Below are 13,938 nucleotides of genomic sequence, written 5' to 3'. Positions count from 1 at the left end.
GGCGGCGGTTCTCTCGACGCTGGTCATCGTCGCCGGCCAGTCGAACGCGGTGGGACAGAACCTCGGGCCCGCCAACCTGCCGCCGACCGTGCGGGCCGACCCGAACGTGCGGATCTGGCGGGACGGCCGCTTCCAGACCTTCGCGCCGGGGGTGAACACCGGCGGTCCCAACACGCCCCGCGCCTGGGGCCCGGAAGTGGAGTTCGTCCGCCGCTGGCGCGCCGATCACCCGGGCGAGCGGCTCTATCTCGTCAAGGTCGCCAAGGGCTCCACCGGCGTGGTGAAGGACCCCAGGGCCTGGGACTGGTCGCCCGCCTCCCGCGGCGAGCAGTACGACCTCGCCACCCGCGACGTGCAGGCCGCCAAGGCCCAGCTGCGCGACCTGGACCGCGTCGTCATCCTCTGGATCGGCGGCGAGAGCGACACGGTCGCCCCCGCCAAGGCCGCGGCCCACGAGCGGGCGCTGAGCGCCCTCTTCGCCCGCATCCGCTCCGACTGGTGGATCGCCGGACCGACCATCGTCATGGCTCGTATCGCCGACGAGTGGGACCGGGGCGGACCCGTCCGCGGGGCCCAGACGAGGCTCGGCGCCTTCAGCACCGACCACATCCCCATGCAGCCCGACCGCGCCCACTTCAGCGCCGCCGGGCAGGTGCAGCTGGGCGGCGCCTTCTACGAGGCGTGGAAGCGGCGGGCGGCGAAGCGCTAAGTCAGTGCCGGAACACCCGCACGCCGGTGAAGGCCATGGCGATGCCGGCCTGGTCGGCGGCGTCGATGACCTCCTGATCGCGGATTGAGCCGCCGGGCTGGATGACGGCGCTGGCGCCCGCCTCCACCGCCTGCAGCAGGCCGTCGGCGAAGGGGAAGAAGGCGTCGGAGGCGCAGGCCGAGCCCTTGGCCAGGCTCTCGCGCAGGCCCGCCTGCTCGGCCGCCTCGGCGGCCCGGATGGCGGCGATGCGGGCCGAGTCCTTGCGGTTCATCTGCCCGGCGCCGATGCCGGCGGTCTGGCCGTCCCGGGCGTAGACGATGGCGTTGGACTTGACGTGCTTGGCCACGGTGAAGGCGAACAGCATGTCCCGCACCTCGGCCTCGCTCGGCTGGCGCTTCGTCACGATCTTCAGGTCGGCCGGAGTGATGTGGGCCACGTCGCGACCCTGCACCAGGAAGCCGCCGGAGACCTGCTTGAACAGCACCCCCGGCTCGCGCGGGTTCGGCAGGCCCCCGGTGATCAGCAGCCGCATGTCCTTCCGCCGGGCGAACACCGCGATGGCGTCCTCGTCGGCCTCCGGGCAGACCACCACCTCGGTGAAGATCTTGACGATCTCGCGAGCCGCGGCCGCGTCCAGCCGGCGGTTCACCGCCACAATCCCGCCGAAGGCCGAGACCGGGTCGCACTGCAGGGCGCGTCGATAGGCGTCGGAGAGGTCCGCGCCCAGCGCCACGCCGCAGGGGTTGGCGTGCTTGATGATCGCCACGGCCGCGCCCACGTGCGGATCGAACTCGGAGACCAGCTCAAGGGCCGCGTCGGTGTCGGCGATGTTGTTGTAGGAGAGCTCTTTGCCCTGCAGCTGGCGGGCGGTGGCTAGGCCCGTGCGCGGGTTGGCATCGCGATAGAAGGCGGCCGCCTGGTGCGGGTTCTCGCCGTAGCGCATGGTCTGGACCAGCTCGCCCGCGAAAGCGCGGCGGCCGGGCGGCTCTTCGCCGAGCGCGCCGACGAACCAGCTGGAGATGGCCGCGTCGTAGGCCGCCGTGCGGGCGTAGGCCCGGGCCGCCAGCCTCTTGCGCAGCGAAAGCGTGGTGGCGCCGCCTTCGTTCAGCTCGGCCAGCACCGCCTCCAGGTCGGCGAGTTCGGTGCAGACCGCCACATAGCCGTGGTTCTTGGCGGCGGATCGGATCATCGCCGGCCCACCAATGTCGATGTTCTCGATGCAGGTCTCGTAGCCGGCGCCCGAGGCCACAGTCTGCTCGAACGGGTAGAGGTTGACGTAGACGATATCGATGCCGCCGATGCCGTGCTCGGCCATGGCCTGGGCGTGCTCGGGCGCGTCGCGCACTCCCAGTAGGCCGCCGTGCACGATCGGGTGCAGGGTCTTCACACGCCCGTCCATCATCTCCGGAAAGCCTGTCAGCTCGGAGATGTCCTTCACGGCGAGACCCGCGCCCGCGATCGCCGTGCGGGTGCCGCCGGTGGAGACCAGTTCCACCCCCAGTCCCGCCAGCGTGCGGGCGGCCTCGATCAGACCGGCCTTGTCCGAGACGGACAGCAGCGCGCGCTTGGGGACGACGCGGTCGGGAGCCTGTGGGAAGTCGGGAGCGGCGGGCACGGGGCGATCTCCTTCGTGTTTCGAGGAAAATGCCCAGGCGAGCGGCGCAGTCCCTCCGCGCTCCCCGGTGGTCGCCCACCTTCATCGCCAGTCACGCGGATGGCGCGGAAAATACGCCGGGCCGGGGGGGAGTCAATGCGCCCCGCGCTCACGTCCGATGCGGCGGCCAGGCCTCGGCCGCGGCGAGTTTCCAGCGGATGCGGGCGCCGGCGGATTGGCGGGCCTGACCGCGCAGGACGACTTGGTTGGAGCGGCGGGGCTGGCCGTCCTGGTAGTAGACGCTGGGCTCGATGACGACTTCGATGGCGTCGTTGCGAAGCCACCAGCCGGTCTCGTCCCCGGGCGGGCGCAGCAGCACGCTCTTGCGGTCGAGGGCGACCGAGGCGCGGACCTCCGGGTGCAGATGGAAGCGGACCATGAAGGGGATGAACCGCTTGGAGGCCTCCGAGCCTTCTTCGGAGGGGGCGGTGGGGCTGAAGCGGTCCTCGCCGCGCAGTTCGTCGGCGGCGATGTCCAGGTAGAGGCGGCGCTGGTGGCGCAGGGCGTAGGGGCCGGCCCAGCCTTCGTGCTCCATCTCCAGCCAGACGGCGGTCTCGCCGTCGTGCCGCTCGACCTCCACGCGGCGGTAGCCGGCGATCAGGCGGGGGCCGAGGATGCGGGCGGCGAGGCCCTCCAGGGGCTTTCCGCAGGCGCCGTCGCCGAGGGTGGCGGTGGAGGCGCCGTCGGCCAGGCGCACTGAGGCGGGCGCCAGTGCGTCCGGCGTCCAGCCGGCGCCGACGATCAGCCGCTGCCCCTTGGCCAGCACCTCGACGGCCAGCGGCTGGGCGCAGGCGGCCGTGCTCCACGGGCCCTCGGCGGGCGGGGCGCCGTCGGCCAGCACCTGCAGAGAGCGGCCCTCGAGGCGCTGGTAGCCGTTGCGCGCCGGCGGGATCGGCCGGGCGGCCTCGTCGCTCGCACGGGCGGCGGCCACGTAACCGGGACGCAGCGCCTCGCCGCCCTGCAGGGCCGGCAGCGAGCCGTCCGCCAGGGTGAAGAAGCGCACCGCGCCGGCCAGCCGGTCGATGGCCCGCATCATCTCGTCTGGCGCGGCGACGCCGCGCTGCACCAGCGCCTCGTCCAGGCAGGTGAGGTCGAACAAAAGCTCCAGCGCGGCCTGCGGGGAGCGGCTGGCGTGGCCGCCGTCAGGCTGGACCGTGATGGGGAGGGCGCGGGCCAGATGGCCCAGCGCCTTGTCCAGCAGGCGAAGCCCGGCCTCGCCGGTCAGGGCCGTCCCGGCCAGGGCCGCGGCGATCGCCCGTTCGGCGGCGCGGGCTGGACCGTCGGGCGAGGCCAGCAGGTGGCGGGCCTGGCGGGAGAGGTCGTGCGCCAGGCCCAGCGTCTCCGCCTCGGAGGCTCGTTCGGTCAGGGCGCGGGCGGCACAGGCGAGGTTGTAGACCCGCCGCTCCAGCACCTCGGCGCTCCAGGAGAAGGCGTTCCAGCGGCCGAACAGCCGGCGCCACTCCAGCGTCAGGCGCAGGGCCTCGGCCTCGCCCTCCTCGCCCAGCGCCATCAGGTCGCGCAGCCAGTCGAAGCGGTGCAGGGCGATGGCGAAGCGGCGGCTGGGGCTGGGTCGGTCCCAGGGATCGCCGCCGCGGCCGACCTCCAGCCGCGAGCCGGCGAAGGCGAACTCGCCGGCCAGGATCCGCCGGCCGATCTCGGGGCGGGGCGGGCGCAAGTCCTTCGGGCGGGCGGCGAAGCCGGAGGGCTTCGGCTTGCCGATGCGCCACTCGTGCAGGGGCGTTCCGGCCCATTCGCGCTGAGCCTGGCTGCGGGCCAGCTGGGCCAGGGCCTCCAGGGTGATGCGGCCGGGCGCGCGGGCCAGTGCGGCCTGGGGACTGGAGGCGCCGGGCAGGGCCACCGTCAGCCGCCCTTGAGCGCGCGGATGTTGTCGGCATAGGCGGCGGGGCCGCCGCGGAACACCGCCGTCCCGGCCACCAGGGCGGTCGCGCCGGCGTCGACGCACTGGCGGGCGGTCTGCGGGTTCACGCCGCCGTCCACCTCCAGGTGGATATCCCGCCCGCTGGCCTCGATCATCCGCCGGAGCCGTTCGATCTTCGGCAGTTGGGACGGCATGAAGCTCTGGCCGCCGAAGCCCGGGTTGATGCTCATCACCAGGATCAGGTCGACCTGGTCCATGATGTGCTCGATCACCTCCGGCGGCGTGGAGGGGTTGAACACCACGCCCGCCTTGGCCCCGAGGCTGCGGATTCGTTGCAGTGTTCTGGACAGGTGCGGGCCGGCCTCGGGGTGAACGCTGATGAGGTCGGCGCCGGCCTCGCGGAACGCCTCAAGATACGCGTCCACCGGGGCGATCATCAGGTGGACGTCGAAGGGGATCTTCACGTGGGGGCGCAGGGCCTTCACCACGTCCGGCCCGATGGTGATGTTGGGCACGAAGTGGCCGTCCATGACATCCACGTGCAGCCAGTCGGCGCCGGCCGCCTCCACGGCCTTCGCCTCTTCGCCCAGACGCGCGAAGTCCGAAGCCAGGATCGACGGCGCGATGAGGGGCGAAGTTGTGGCCATGCGTGGACTTAGCCCGCGCCGCCCGAAACGGGCAAGGCGGCGGAACGCGTCAGGCGCGCGACGAAGAAGCCGTCGCCGCCGCCGGGCAGGTGGTGGGGCAGGATGCGCAGCGTGCCGTCGGGCCGGACACTCTGTTCCGGCGCCCCGCCTTCGCCGGCCCTGATGGGCATGAGCGAGTAGTCGGGGCGCGCTGCGAGGAAGCGCGCCAGCTGGGCCTCGCCCTCCTCGGGCTCCAGCGAGCAGACGCAATAGACGAGCCGGCCCCCCGGTTTCACCCGGTCGGCGGCGGAGCTCAGCAGCTTCGTCTGCACGGCCGAAAGGCTGGCCACCTCGCCGGGCTTGGCGGCCCAGAGCACGTCGGGATGGCGGCGGAAGGTGCCGGTGGCGGTGCAGGGCGCGTCCAGCAGCACGGCGTGGAAGGTGCGCGGATCGCGCCAATCGGCGGCGTCGGCGACCACCACCTCGGCCTTCAGCCGCGTGCGGTCGAGGTTTGCGGAGAGCCGCCGCAGGCGCGGGCCCGAGCGGTCGACGGCGACGACCTGCGCGCCGGCCGCAGCCAACTGCAGCGTCTTGCCGCCGGGCGCGGCGCAAAGGTCGAGCGCGCTCTCGCCCGGCTGCACGTCGAGCAGGCGGGCGGGAATGGCCGCCGAGGCGTCCTGCACCCACCACGCGCCCTCGTCGAAGCCCGGCCATTCGGCCAGGTCGCCGCGCCGGGCCGTCCGCAGGGAGCCGCCGGGCAGGGCGTCCGCCTCCAGCTCCGGCGCCAGGCGCTCGGCGTCCGCGGCGGTCTTGAAGGTGAGGTCGGTCGCCGGCTCCTCGGCGATCATCGCGCCGATGGCCTTGGCGGCCGCCTCCCCGTAGGCCGCGCGCCAGCGCGCGAAAAGCCACGGCGGGGCGAGGTCCTCAGGCGTTGCGGCGGGCGGGCCCTCCCGCAGCAGGCCTCGCAGCACGGCGTTGACGAGGCCCTTGAAGGGCCGCGTGCCCTTGCCCGCGGCGGCGAGTTCGACGCTGGTGGCGACGGCGGCGAACTCGGGCACCTCCAGCCAGAAGGCCTGGGCGGCGCCGAGCCGCAGGATGTTGCGCACCGGATCCGGCGGCGGGCGGGTGAGCTTGCCGGCCAGCGCCTTATCGATGGGGCCGAGGCGGCGGAGGGCGGCCATGGCGACGGCCCGGGCGAAGGCCCGCTCGCGCGCCGCAAGCTTCGACATGGCGGGACCCATCAGGGCCTCGTCCAGGCCGGTGCGGCGCGCGAGGGCCGCCTCGAGCAGCTTGAGGGCGGCGGATCTGGCCGCCAGTTGGGGATCTGAGGTCACGCGGCGCGGCGTGCCCTGTAGAGCGCGCCGGCGCAAGGGTGAAGATGGCGCTCGCCACCTGCCGCCCTCATCGCCGGGCTCGTCCCGGCGACCGAACCGGTTGCGGCAGGTCCGGCCTCATCAGGATGGGGGGCCGGCATGAAGCCGGCCATGACGAAAAGGGTGTTACGCCGCCGCCGGCTTGCTCCAGCGGGACAGCACCGTGACCAGGAAGATCAGCATGCCCAGGATCACCAACACGGTGCCGATCTGCAGGCCCAGGGTGGCCGGCTTGCTGCCCTGCAGGTAGAGGGCGAGCGAGGGCACCATGACCGCCACGCCGCCGGCCGACAGGGCGAAGTTGGCCCAGGCGAGCCGGCCGCCGGCCTTGGCCAGAGCGTAGAAGATCCCCATCAGAGCGAGGGTGGCCCAGCCGACCAGGTTCAGGTGGGCGTGGGCGGGCGAGAGGGTGAAGTCCTCGCTGGAGGCCATCACGACCCCCCAGATCATCCCCGCCATGCCGCAGAGTGCGGCGGCGGTGAAAAAGGCCAGTGAAACGCGCGGCATAGATGTCTCCCCCGAGATGACGCCGGTTCACGAAATCAGGGTTCGAGGCTCCGCGCAATGCTGGCGCTCTGCGGCGTCTGGGCGTATTTCAGCGTCATGGATGAGTCCTCGCCCCCCAACGCTGCGCCCGGAAAGCCGCTGACGCCCGCCGCCCGCCGGGCGCTGGAGGAGGCCGCCGAGCGCCGCGCCGAGGCCGAAGCTGCGGCCCGCGCCGGGGAGCTGGGCGGCCCCAAGGGCCCCGAGCCGACCCGCTTCGGCGACTGGGAGCGCAAGGGCATCGCCGTCGACTTCTAGGCCATTCTGCTGAGGTTCATGCTGCGCAGCATAGTGTGCAGCATGGCCACGCTTGTTGCAGTGCAGCATCACATAACAGTGACGCTTGCGTCGGAGCCCACCCTCACGCGTTCTCCTGACGATGGCGGGGCCTAGTGCGATGCGTGTTTCCCGGCGGGGCTGGATGATCGGCGTGGCGGCGCTTACCGCCGCCGCAGCCCTGTTGGCTACCGGTATGATGGCCGCCGAGCGCGCCACCAGTCGCGCTTCGGCCGCGAATTCCGCGCCCGCTCCGGCCGCTCTGCAGGTCGTCTATCCCACCCGTCGGCCTGAGCCGCCGCCGCAGCTTGCCGAACGGCTGCAGGCCCTGGCGAGCGCCTGGGGCGAGCCGGTCGGCGTGGCCGTCTCCGACGTGGGCTCCGGCTGGATCGCGGCGGTCGATGGGGATTCGCCGTATCCGCAGCAGAGCGTCTCCAAGCTGTGGGTCGCCGTAGCCGCGCTCGACGCCGTGGATCGCGGCGAGCTCTCGCTCGAGCAGGAGGTGGTGTTCGAGGAGGCCGACCGCAGCGTCTTCTCACAGCCGATTGTCAAACGGCTGGGGCCGGAAGGCTACCGCACCACCGTGCGCGAGCTGATGCTGCGGGCGCTGGCCGAGAGCGACAATGCAGCCAACGACAAGCTGATCCGCACCGTCGGCGGCGTCGAGGCAGTGGACGTGTCGCTGCGGCGCCTGAGGCTGGCCGGCGTTGGCATCGGCGCCGAGGAGCGCGACCTGCAGGCCCAGATCGCCGGCCTCACCTGGCGGCCGGAGTACGGTTATGGTCGTAATTTCCAGCAGGCTCGCGCCACGCTGCCCGACTGGGCTCGCGACCAGGCGATGGACGCCTACCTGGCCCAGCCGCTGGACGGCGCGAGCCCGAACGCCATCGTCCAGGCGCTGGCGGCGCTGAGGCGAGGCGAGGTGCTTTCGCCGGACTCCACCGCCGTCCTGTTGGCGATGATGGCCGAAGCGCGTACCGGCCCGAACCGGTTGAAGGGCGGCCTACCGCTCGGCTGGTCCATCGCGCACAAGACCGGCACCGGCCAGGATCTGCGCGGCTATTCCATTGGCATCAACAACGTTGGCCTGCTGACCGCGCCCGACGGCCGGACCTACGCCGTGGCGGTGATGATGCGCCGGACCTTCAAGCCGGTGCCGCAGCGCTTGGCCTTCATGCAGGCGGTCAGCCGGGCCGTCGCCGAGAGCTGGGTGGCCGAGGCGGGACCGGCCGCCGAGCTCGCCAGTATGCGAAAGCCGGGCGAGCTCACCGAGTAGGCGCGCTCGCCTTGGGGGTGCATGCGCTGGAGGCGGCCCCGGCTTGTGCTTAGGCTGCCGTAAAGCTTTCGTTAAGGAGCGCGGCATGCGGCTCATCGGACTTCTCGCAGCGGCCTTCAGCCTCACCGCAGGCGCCGCCCTCGCCTGCCCGGAGCACGACGACTGCGGGCGCGTGGACCACCACCGCCACCGCGGCTGGAGCCAGGAGGAGCGCCACTATGAGGGCGGCTACGAGCGTCACGAGCGCTACGAGCACTATGGCCATCGCCGCCCGCCCTGCCTCGAGACCTGCGGCGAGATCAGCCTGCCCGCCAGCTTCTTCTATGACGCGGGCGGCGTCGGCCCGATCCCGGACGGCGGCTGGGTGGGCGGCGGCGGCTTCGTCGTGGTTGGCGCGGGCGCCGGCGCCCAGGCTTCAGCTTTCGCCTCGGCCCGGGCCTCGGCGCACGCCAGCGTTCAGGTCCGTTTCCGCGGCGGCTTCAAGGGTCACCACAAAGGCCACAAGGGCGGCAAGCGGCACTAATCTCAGCGTCCCGGCCGAAGCGCAGCGAAGAGCCGGGACCCAGATCAACCTGGCGGCCGTCCGGGATGACGGGAGTGGTTTCAGACCCCCGCGATCTCCGCCGCGATCCGCTGGGCGGCCTCGAACGGGTCGTTGGCGGCGGTGATCGGGCGGCCGACGACGATGTGGGAGGCGCCGTTCGCCAGCGCGTCGCGGGGCGTGGCGGCGCGAGCCTGATCGTTCTTGGCCGACCAGTCGGGGCGCACGCCGGGGGTGACCACCAGGAAGCCGGGGCCGCCGATCTTGCGCGCCAGGGCCGCCTCGTGGGGGCTGGCCACCACGCCCTCGCAGCCGGCGCGGATCGCCTGGTGGATGCGGCGTTCCACCAGCGCGCGGGCGGTCTCGCCGTAGCCCATCTCGGTAAGGTCTTCGTCGTTGAGGCTGGTCAGCACGGTCACCGCCAGGATCTTCAGGTCAGAGCGGCCCTTTCCGCGGATCGCCGCCTCCATCACCTGCGGCTCGCCGTGGACGGTCAGGAAGTCGCCGCCGGCCTGGGCGAGCGCCGCGGCGGCCCGCTGCACGGTGGTTCCGATGTCGTGCAGCTTCCAGTCCAGGAACACCTGTTTGCCCTGGTCCTTCAGCTCGCGGGCCAGCGCCATGCCGCCGCCGGCGAACAGCTCCAGGCCCACCTTGTAGAAGCTGACCGCCTCGCCGAGCTGGGCCACCAACGCGCGCGCCTCGTCGGCGGTCGGCACGTCCAGCGCGACGATAAGCCGGGGATCGGCGGGCAGCGGGGCGGCGGCGAGCGCAGGGGCGGCCATGGCGAAGGGCTCCGTGGCGGGGGCGCGCCAGTCGGCGCGCGAGGCGATTTGGGCTAAGAGCCGTGCATGAGCCACTGGGACTTCGCGGTCAACTTCTTCATCGCCCTGTTCGCCCTGATCGATCCGATCGGGAACGTGCCCCTGTTCGCGGCGGCGACGACGGGCGCGGACCCGCGCGGGCGGCGGCTGGTGGCCTTCTACATCGCGCTCTTCGTGCTGGGCTTCCTGACCTTCTTCTACTTCACCGGCCTCTCGCTGCTGACCTTCTTCGGGATTTCGCTGCCGGCCTTCCGGATCGCCGGCGGCGTGATCCTCTTCCTGCTCGGCCTGGAGATGGCGCGGGAGGACTTCACCGCCCGCTTCGCTGCGGTGGCCGAGGGGGACGGCGATGCCCGCAGCTGGGCCAGGCGCCGGTTCGAGGGGCTGATCGTGCCCTTCGGCATGCCGCTGCTGATCGGCCCAGGCGCCATCTCGACGGTGATCATCTATGCCAGCGAGGCGCGGCCTTATGGCCTGACCGGCACGGCGGTGGGCCTGGGCATCATCCTGGCGGCGGCGGTGCTGGTGTTCGCCGCCTTCGCCTTCAGCCATCTGGTCGGCAGGGTGCTCGGCAAGATCGGCACCTCGATCGTCGTGCGGGTGCTCGGCCTGATCCTCTGCGCCATGGCGGTGCAGTTCGTGATGGTCGGGATCGCCGACTCCACCAACGGCGTCATCCGGGCCGACGCGGCGGCGCCCTACGCGGAGTAGCCGTCAGAGCTTCCTGAGCCGTCCGCCCTGGTTGGCGACCAGCGACAGGGTCCACTCCTCGGGCATCAGCTTCACGGCGGCGGCGATCGCCTTGTTGGGCGCGCCGGGGACGGCGAGGGGGCGGCCGGCCTCCACCGCCTCGTAGCCGACTGCGGCGACCTCGTCGGCGCCCTGCCACAGCCACTCGGGGGTGGCGGCGGTCACCCGCTCGCGGGCGCCGTTCACGTCGTGGAACTCCGAATACGTGAAGCCGGGGCAGAGCGCGGTCACGTGCACGCCGCTCGCCTGGTTCTCCAGGTGCAGGCTCTGGGAGAAGCGGATCAGGAAGCTCTTGGTCGCCGCATAGAGGGTGTTCCCGGCCGCCCCCGGCAGCAGGCCCGCCAAGGAGGCGACATTGACGATGCGGCCGAACTGCTCCTCGACCATCCGCGGCAGCACCTTGTGGGTCAGCTCGCAGACGGCGATCAGCATCACCTGCAGCGCCGCCTGCTGCTCCTCCCAGGGCGTGTCAGCATAGCTGGAAGGGCCGTAGCCAGCGTTGTTGACCAGCGCGTCCACGGCTCGGCCGTGGGCCTCCAGGCCCGCCAGGATCTCGCCCGGCGCGTCGGGGCGAGCGAGGTCGGCCGGCAGCACCAGGGTCTCGACACCGTGCCGCAGGCGGATCTCCTCGGCCAGGCGCTCCAGCCGGTCGGCCCGGCGTGCGGTCAGGGCCACGTCGTAGCCGTGGCTGGCGTAGATCCGGGCGAAGGCGGCGCCGATGCCGGCGGAGGCGCCGGTCACCAGGGCGAGTTTGCGGTCCATGGAGCCCCTCGATCGAGCAGTCCGCGGAAGGTGGCAGGCCCGGCGCCCGCGTCAAGCGAGGCGTTCCGGAACCGCTCGCCCCCGGCGACGCTCCAGATTGAACCGCCCACCCATTGGGTGTAGAGCGCCGCGCGCACGACGGCATGGTGCCGCCTGGGGAACAGCGTTTCGTCGTTCCCGGAGACTGTATATGGCTGAAGCGGCCATGGCGTCCGACGAGGCGGGCCACGCCCCTCGGAAAGAGGGCTTCTGGGCCCTGACCATTGGTTCTGTCGGGGTCGTTTTCGGCGACATCGGCACGAGTCCCCTCTACGCGATGCGGGTGGCGCTGGAGACCGCGCCTGCCGGCGCGACGAGCGAGGCGACTGTGCTCGGCGTGGTTTCGCTGATCACCTGGGCGCTGATCCTCATCGTCACCGTCAAGTACGTCGTCTTCCTGCTCAGGGCGGACAACAAGGGCGAAGGCGGCACGCTGGCGCTGATGGCGCTCGCGCAGCGGGCGATCGGACACCGCTCGCCCTGGGTGTTCGTCCTGGGGCTCATCGGCGCGGCGCTGTTCTACGGCGACGGCGTGCTGACCCCGGCGGTGTCGGTGATGAGCGCGGTCGAGGGGCTGGAGCGGGCCCCGGGGATCGGCGCGGCGCTGCACCCCTTCATCACGCCGATCGCCATAACCATCCTGATCGCCCTGTTCCTGGTGCAGTCGCGCGGCACGGCGAGCGTCGGCCGCTTCTTCGGGCCGATCACCGTGGTCTGGTTCCTGACGCTGGGCGTGCTGGGGCTGCTGCACATCTCTGACGACCTGTCGATCGTGCGCGGCCTCTCGCCCCACTACGGCCTGGCTTTCATCGCCGGCAACGGATTCCTGGGGCTGATCGTGCTGGGCGGGGTGTTCCTCGCCGTGACGGGCGCGGAGGCGCTCTACGCAGACATGGGCCACTTCGGCAAAGGGCCGCTGCGCACCGCCTGGGGCGGGCTGGTGCTGCCCTGCCTGCTGCTCAACTACTTTGGCCAGGGCGCGATGGTGCTCGCCCATCCGGAAACGCGGGTGAACCCCTTCTTCGAGATGATCCCGGAGATCGCCTTCTGGCCGGTGCTGCTGCTCGCCACGGCCGCGACGATCATCGCGTCCCAGGCGGTGATCACCGGCGCCTTCTCGGTGACCCAGCAGGCGGTGCAGCTGGGCCTGTTCCCCCGCATCGACATCAAGCGGACCAGCGAGACCCAGGCGGGCCAGATCTTCGTGCCCCAGGTGAACAACGCCCTGCTGGTGGGCGTCCTGGTGCTGATCTTCATGTTCCGGAACTCGACCAACCTGGCCGCCGCCTATGGGATCGCGGTGACCGGAGCGATGCTGGTCGACACCGCCCTGTTCTACGTGATCATCCGCTACTTCTGGAAGCGGCCGCTGTGGCAGGCGATCGCCGCCGCCGTGGCGTTCGGCGTGATCGACGTGATCTTCGTGGCGGCCAATCTCCTGAAGATCCCCGACGGCGCCTGGGCGCCCCTCGTGCTCGGCGCCGCGCTGGTGGTGATCATGTGGACCTGGACGCGCGGCACCCAGATACTGGCCGAGAAGACCCGCCGCGACTCGGTGCCGATGGCCGAACTGTCGGAGATCCTGCGCGCCCGCGGCCCGCACCGGGTGCCCGGCACGGCGGTGTTCCTGACGTCGGACGCCGAAATGGCTCCGGTCGCGTTGATGCACAACCTGAAGCACAACAAGATCCTGCACGAGAAGAACATCATCCTCTCGGTCGACGCGGCGGAGATCCCGCGCGTGAAGGACCAGGACCGGGTGCGGATCGAGCCGATCGACGACGACTTCAAGAAGGTCGTGGTCTCCTACGGTTTCATGGAGAGTCCGAATATCCCCAAGGCGCTCAGCCTGTGCCGCAAGCAGGGGCTGAAGTTCGACATCATGGCGACCAGCTTCTTCTTGGGCAGGCGCTCGGTGGTGCCGTCGGCCCATTCGGGCATGCCCCTGTGGCAGGACAAGATCTTCATCTTCCTGATGAAGAACGCCGCAAACCCGACCGACTTCTACAAGATCCCGCCGGGCCGCGTGGTCGAGCTCGGCACCCAGGTGACCGTCTAGGCGGAGGGGGACGCGGAGGCGAGGTGCTCTGCGCGACTGGCCTGGCGCGCGGGTTGGGCGCGCGAGGCTTCGAGCGCCGCGGCCACTCGTTCAGCGAGTTGCTCGGCGTCGAACGGCTTCTGGACGATCATTTCGTCGCTGGTCTCCACCAGGTCCTCGACGCCCGCATAGCCGGTGGCGAACAGGATCGGCAGGCCGGGACGGCGGGCGCGGACCTCGCGGGCCAGTTCCGCGCCATTCATACCCGGCATGGCGAAGTCCATCAGGACGAGGTCCAGGCGACCGGTCCGGTCGAGCAGCTCGAGGGCCGCGCCGCCGCTGCCGGCCTCGATCACCTCAAGGCCCTGCTCGCGCAGCATCCCGCCTGTGATCTCGCGCACGGCGGCGTCGTCGTCGACCAGCAGCACGACGTCGCCGGCCCGGCCCAGGGACGCGGGGCCGATCTCGCGCGGCTCGTCCGCGGCCGCCGCATTGGAGGCCCGCGGCAGGTAGACCTTCACGGTCGTGCCGGATCCGACCTGCGTCTCGATGCGCACGCCGCCGCCCGACTGCTTGGCCAGGCCGAACACCTGGCTCAGCCCTAGGCCCGAGCCGCGTCCGATCGCCTTGGTGGTGAAGAACGGCTCGAAG

Annotated in this window: 14 protein-coding genes and 1 riboswitch; of the genes, 6 read left to right on the top strand and 8 right to left on the bottom strand. The window is 71.8% G+C overall.

Annotation, left to right across the window (positions count from 1 at the left end):
* Nucleotides 1-709: sialate O-acetylesterase (locus tag VHK87_RS08350; RefSeq protein WP_329634439.1), on the top strand; the 709-nt coding region annotated here is incomplete at its 5' end.
* A 1-nt stretch (nt 710) separates the two neighbouring features.
* Here VHK87_RS08350 and purH read toward each other — a convergent pair.
* The 5 genes from purH to VHK87_RS08325 form a co-directional block, all read right to left on the bottom strand.
* Nucleotides 711-2,324, bottom strand: a complete 1,614-nt coding sequence (purH, locus tag VHK87_RS08345) for a bifunctional phosphoribosylaminoimidazolecarboxamide formyltransferase/IMP cyclohydrolase (protein WP_329634438.1) — start codon at nt 2,322-2,324, stop codon at nt 711-713.
* Nucleotides 2,325-2,348: 24 nt separating this feature from the next.
* Nucleotides 2,349-2,429: riboswitch (ZMP/ZTP riboswitch) on the bottom strand.
* 43 nt (nt 2,430-2,472) lie between these two features.
* Nucleotides 2,473-4,221 (bottom strand): heparinase II/III family protein, encoded by a 1,749-nt coding sequence (locus VHK87_RS08340; protein WP_329634437.1) that lies wholly within the window; start codon nt 4,219-4,221, stop codon nt 2,473-2,475.
* A gap of 2 nt (nt 4,222-4,223) precedes the next feature.
* On the bottom strand, nt 4,224-4,889 hold the full coding sequence (rpe, locus tag VHK87_RS08335) for a ribulose-phosphate 3-epimerase (RefSeq protein ID WP_329634436.1): 666 nt from the start codon (nt 4,887-4,889) through the stop codon (nt 4,224-4,226).
* A gap of 8 nt (nt 4,890-4,897) precedes the next feature.
* Nucleotides 4,898-6,202, bottom strand: coding sequence for an RsmB/NOP family class I SAM-dependent RNA methyltransferase (locus VHK87_RS08330; RefSeq protein ID WP_329634435.1), 1,305 nt, complete (start codon nt 6,200-6,202; stop codon nt 4,898-4,900).
* 165 nt (nt 6,203-6,367) lie between these two features.
* Entirely contained in the window at nt 6,368-6,748 is a 381-nt protein-coding gene (locus VHK87_RS08325; protein WP_329634434.1) for a hypothetical protein, read from the bottom strand.
* A 57-nt stretch (nt 6,749-6,805) separates the two neighbouring features.
* Here VHK87_RS08325 and VHK87_RS08320 point away from each other — a divergent pair, with 57 nt between their 5' ends.
* The 3 genes from VHK87_RS08320 (at nt 6,806) to VHK87_RS08310 (ending at nt 8,859) form a co-directional block, all read left to right on the top strand.
* Entirely contained in the window at nt 6,806-7,042 is a 237-nt protein-coding gene (locus VHK87_RS08320; protein WP_414694132.1) for a DUF1674 domain-containing protein, read from the top strand.
* 139 nt (nt 7,043-7,181) lie between these two features.
* Nucleotides 7,182-8,336 carry a serine hydrolase gene (locus VHK87_RS08315; RefSeq protein WP_329634433.1) on the top strand — a complete coding sequence of 385 codons (1,155 nt, stop codon included), beginning with the start codon at nt 7,182-7,184 and terminating at the stop codon, nt 8,334-8,336.
* 85 nt (nt 8,337-8,421) lie between these two features.
* Nucleotides 8,422-8,859 carry a hypothetical protein gene (locus tag VHK87_RS08310; protein WP_329634432.1) on the top strand — a complete coding sequence of 146 codons (438 nt, stop codon included), beginning with the start codon at nt 8,422-8,424 and terminating at the stop codon, nt 8,857-8,859.
* An 80-nt stretch (nt 8,860-8,939) separates the two neighbouring features.
* Here VHK87_RS08310 and pyrF read toward each other — a convergent pair whose 3' ends face one another.
* Nucleotides 8,940-9,629 carry an orotidine-5'-phosphate decarboxylase gene (gene pyrF, locus VHK87_RS08305; RefSeq protein ID WP_329634440.1) on the bottom strand — a complete coding sequence of 230 codons (690 nt, stop codon included), beginning with the start codon at nt 9,627-9,629 and terminating at the stop codon, nt 8,940-8,942.
* A gap of 96 nt (nt 9,630-9,725) precedes the next feature.
* On the opposite strand from pyrF, the gene VHK87_RS08300 reads away from it, so the two are divergent.
* Nucleotides 9,726-10,409, top strand: a complete 684-nt coding sequence (locus VHK87_RS08300) for a MarC family protein (protein WP_329634431.1) — start codon at nt 9,726-9,728, stop codon at nt 10,407-10,409.
* Between the two features lie 3 nt (nt 10,410-10,412).
* Here VHK87_RS08300 and VHK87_RS08295 read toward each other — a convergent pair whose 3' ends face one another.
* Nucleotides 10,413-11,210 carry an SDR family oxidoreductase gene (locus tag VHK87_RS08295; RefSeq protein WP_329634430.1) on the bottom strand — a complete coding sequence of 266 codons (798 nt, stop codon included), beginning with the start codon at nt 11,208-11,210 and terminating at the stop codon, nt 10,413-10,415.
* A 190-nt stretch (nt 11,211-11,400) separates the two neighbouring features.
* On the opposite strand from VHK87_RS08295, the gene VHK87_RS08290 reads away from it, so the two are divergent.
* Entirely contained in the window at nt 11,401-13,308 is a 1,908-nt protein-coding gene (locus VHK87_RS08290) for a potassium transporter Kup (protein WP_329634429.1), read from the top strand.
* Here VHK87_RS08290 and VHK87_RS08285 read toward each other — a convergent pair.
* The coding region (locus VHK87_RS08285; protein ID WP_329634428.1) for a response regulator at nt 13,305-13,938 on the bottom strand (634 nt) is incomplete at its 5' end. The two genes, VHK87_RS08290 and VHK87_RS08285, sit on opposite strands and share 4 nt — an antisense overlap.

The organism is Phenylobacterium sp., assembly GCF_036263695.1.
Taxonomy (GTDB): Bacteria; Pseudomonadota; Alphaproteobacteria; order Caulobacterales; family Caulobacteraceae; genus Phenylobacterium.
The sequence above is the reverse complement of the archived record's forward strand: the minus strand, read 5'-3'. Positions and strand labels throughout refer to the sequence as shown.